At 32.0% G+C, this 3,264-nt stretch carries 3 protein-coding genes and 1 pseudogene; all 4 read left to right on the top strand.

Going from position 1 to position 3,264, the window contains the following annotated elements; translation table 11 throughout:
• Window positions 1–930, top strand: a pseudogene (locus A194_RS0115535) (type II CRISPR RNA-guided endonuclease Cas9); the annotation flags it as partial.
• 9 nt (window positions 931–939) lie between these two features.
• The gene (gene cas1, locus A194_RS0115530; protein WP_017187713.1) at window positions 940–1,845 is read left to right on the top strand and encodes a type II CRISPR-associated endonuclease Cas1; all 906 of its coding nucleotides are present in this window, start codon (window positions 940–942) and stop codon (window positions 1,843–1,845) included.
• A 19-nt stretch (window positions 1,846–1,864) separates the two neighbouring features.
• Window positions 1,865–2,158 (top strand): CRISPR-associated endonuclease Cas2, encoded by a 294-nt coding sequence (cas2, locus tag A194_RS0115525; protein WP_017187712.1) that lies wholly within the window; start codon window positions 1,865–1,867, stop codon window positions 2,156–2,158.
• Window positions 2,159–2,167: 9 nt separating this feature from the next.
• Window positions 2,168–3,181: a hypothetical protein gene (locus A194_RS0115520; protein WP_017187711.1), complete on the top strand. Its 1,014-nt coding sequence runs from the start codon at window positions 2,168–2,170 to the stop codon at window positions 3,179–3,181.
• The last annotated feature ends 83 nt before the right edge of the window (window positions 3,182–3,264 follow it).

The following is a 3,264-nucleotide window of genomic DNA, read 5'->3' as shown; positions in this document are numbered from 1 at the left end:
GAAGTGATTGATGATAGTGATTTCTTGGAGTCATTCAATAACCGAATGAATAAAGTGAAAGCTATTAAAGATTACGATCGTTACAAGTATTCACATAAGGTTGATATGAAACCAAACCGTCAACTGATGAATGATACATTATATTCGACGCGTGAATATGATGGTGAGGAATATGTGGTTGAGAAGGTAGGAAATTTATATGACAAGGACCAGACTAAACTGGTTGATAAGATTAAGAAGAAACCGGAGAAGCTATTGATGTATCAACATGATCCTCAAACATTTGAAAAACTAATTCAAGTTATTGAGCAATACAGTGAGGTTAAAAATCCGCTGCATAAATACTACGAAGAAACTGGCGATTACGTACGGAAATATAGCAGAAAAGGTAACGGTCCCCCGATCAAAAGTGTTAAGTTTTATGGGGATAAGCTGAAAACACATAAGGACGTATCACATAAATTTAACCCTAAAAATAAAAAAGTGGTCAATCAATCGATCAAACCGTTTCGAATGGATGTCTATTGGGATGACGGGAAATATAAATTCGTGACCGTTCGTTATAATGATTTGAAGGATGTCGGTGAAAAATATCAGATTCAAGAAAACCATTACAAGGATAAGTTGACAGAGAAGGGAATAAGATCTGAAGAGTTTTTTTTGTTTAGTTTATACACGAATGATGTTTGTTCATTGAATGATGAGAAGTATAGATTAATAGGGGTGAATAATGACAATCTTAACAGAGTAGAGTTCGATAAAGTCGAAAATAATTATAAGGAACACTGTGATTTTAATGAATTAAGGTATAATCGTATTGTGAAAACTATCGGAAATAACACACACAATTTCTATAAAATAACAACAGACATTTTAGGAAAAGAATATGTCAACCGAGAAAAACTTAAGTTTGAATATCCAAAAGGTTAGGATGATTTTATGGGTTGGCGAGTTGTACACGTGAGTCAAGTTGACCAATTGTCATTACACTTGGACAATTTAAGGGTTTATCAAGGGGACTTGGATGTGAAAGTCCCCTTGAATGATATTTTCGCCTTAGTTATTGAAGATTTATCTTGTAAGTTATCAACACGGTTGATGGTTGAGTTATCAAAGAATAATATATTAGTTTTACTCTGTAACCAGCAGTATTTACCAGAGTGTATAATTCAACCTGTGTCAGGCCATTATGGCCAATATAAACAAATGATGAAGCAATTAAATTGGACTGATGAAATGAAAAATCTAATGTGGCAAGCAATAATTAGGAAGAAGGTCCATAATCAAATGCAAGTTATGTTAAAGAATTTAGTTGAATTACATCGTGTTGAGAAAATGCAAGACTTAAAAAGCTATATATCACCGGGTGATGAACATAACATTGAAGGTCAGGCTGCGCGTATATATTTTAATAGTTTTTTTGGTCATGATTATCGACGTGACAATGATGATTATGTTGAAAACGCTGCTTTGAATTACGGATACTCTATTTTACATTCTGCGATTGCAAGGACAATAGTCGCCAAAGGTCTGATTCCTGGACTAGGCATACATCATATTGGTCATCGAAATCCCCACAATCTAGCTTCTGATTTAATTGAACCTTATCGACCTATTGTTGATCACTTTGTTATTAAAAAGCCTCCAGAAGGTTACCTCACGAAAGAATATAGAATTGAATTAATTAACCTCCTACATGCTAAAATCCAAGTCAATAATCAATCACAAACAGTTATACGTTCCATAGAGTTATTTATAAATTCCTTATTTGACGCTTTCGAAACTGGTAAATCAGAGAAATTAAAATTGCCTAATATAGAAAAATTAAGTTTTCATGAGTTATAGGTTTGTGAGGGTATTAATAATGTTTGATTTACCAGTAGAGACGAAAGCTCAAATAAGGGTCTATACAAAGTTTAGGAAACAATTAATTAGAGAAGGTTTTTTAATGATGCAATACTCAATTTATATCAAATCATGCATAAATAAGGAGTCAGCACAAGGTACGATTAACCATGTGAAAAGATACCTCCCCAAAGAAGGACATGTAAGGGCAATGGTTATTACAGAGAAACAATTCGAAGGTATGAAGATTTTAGTAGGAGAAGAAGATCGAAATATTGAAATTCTAGGTGACAATAGAACGATAGAGTTTTAGGAGGATTTGATGAATGAAAAGTGGGAAGTTCACTTTGGTGGTGACAAATTTCAATTAAATTTATCAAGTTATAGTTCATTATTTGTTAATTATACTACATCAGAAGAAAAATTCGTTGAAGCAATTGTTCAATATTTTCAACCTCGCTCGAAAAGCAAGGACGAACTAGCAATCAAAGATTTGTATAATGACTATGAGGATGTTCATTATAAATATTTACAAGCTTTAAAACTTTCTAATGAATCCCTTATTAATGAGGTTAAATTAGGAGCGAAGTCGTACTTGAAAAATCAGATCAAAACAGAAGTTTTAAATAATATTGAGACTAATGGTTATTTGAACTCGATTAATGTATTAGCTGAGGACTTAACAACACACACCTTAGAAGGCTATCCAGTTAAGTTGAATAAATTTACTATAGAAACGTTCATTAGGATGCTTGAGTTTGATGATGGATCTGTTACATTTGAAGGCACAAACACCTTCCTTAATCACGCTCAATCAATATTGCCAATTTTAAATAAACACTTTCAAAAGTCTATTCACAGTCAAAAGATTATATTTTATATGTACCCTGAACTATATTTAAGTCCACATGAACAGCTGAAAATGAAAGAGTTACTGCAAATAATGAGTAAAGAGATCCCTGTCATAGTCATTACAAAATCATTATTATTCTTAACAGATGATCTAACTGGCCAGAACTATTTCATATATGATCATCAATTATTTAATGAGACGTTAATAGAGGACTTAGAATGGGATAGCCCTATGTTATTTGATCAAGATGAACTAAAAGAGAATATAAAGATGATTTTTAAAAAGTATGTTAATTTATTCGAGTTAAAACCTACGATTTCTAATTATAAACAAGCAGATATTATCTTATTTAGTTCAATTGGTTTATATGTAGTAGTGTTTTTACTTAATAGGATGGGTTTTGAATTTACTTTGGATTTAGACGAAGAAAAAGTTGATACTCCAGTGTATAAGTACATCATGGAAATCTATGAAAATTTATGATAAATTTTCATTAGAGGTTTTAGCACTCTGTGATTTTAGTTATGAATGTAACGTTTTAGCGACCACGATATAGCGAACATCAG

Source organism: Alkalibacillus haloalkaliphilus C5 (assembly GCF_000269905.1).
Lineage (GTDB): Bacteria > Bacillota > Bacilli > Bacillales > Alkalibacillaceae > Alkalibacillus > Alkalibacillus haloalkaliphilus_A.
This window is presented reverse-complemented; position numbering and strand designations above follow the sequence as displayed.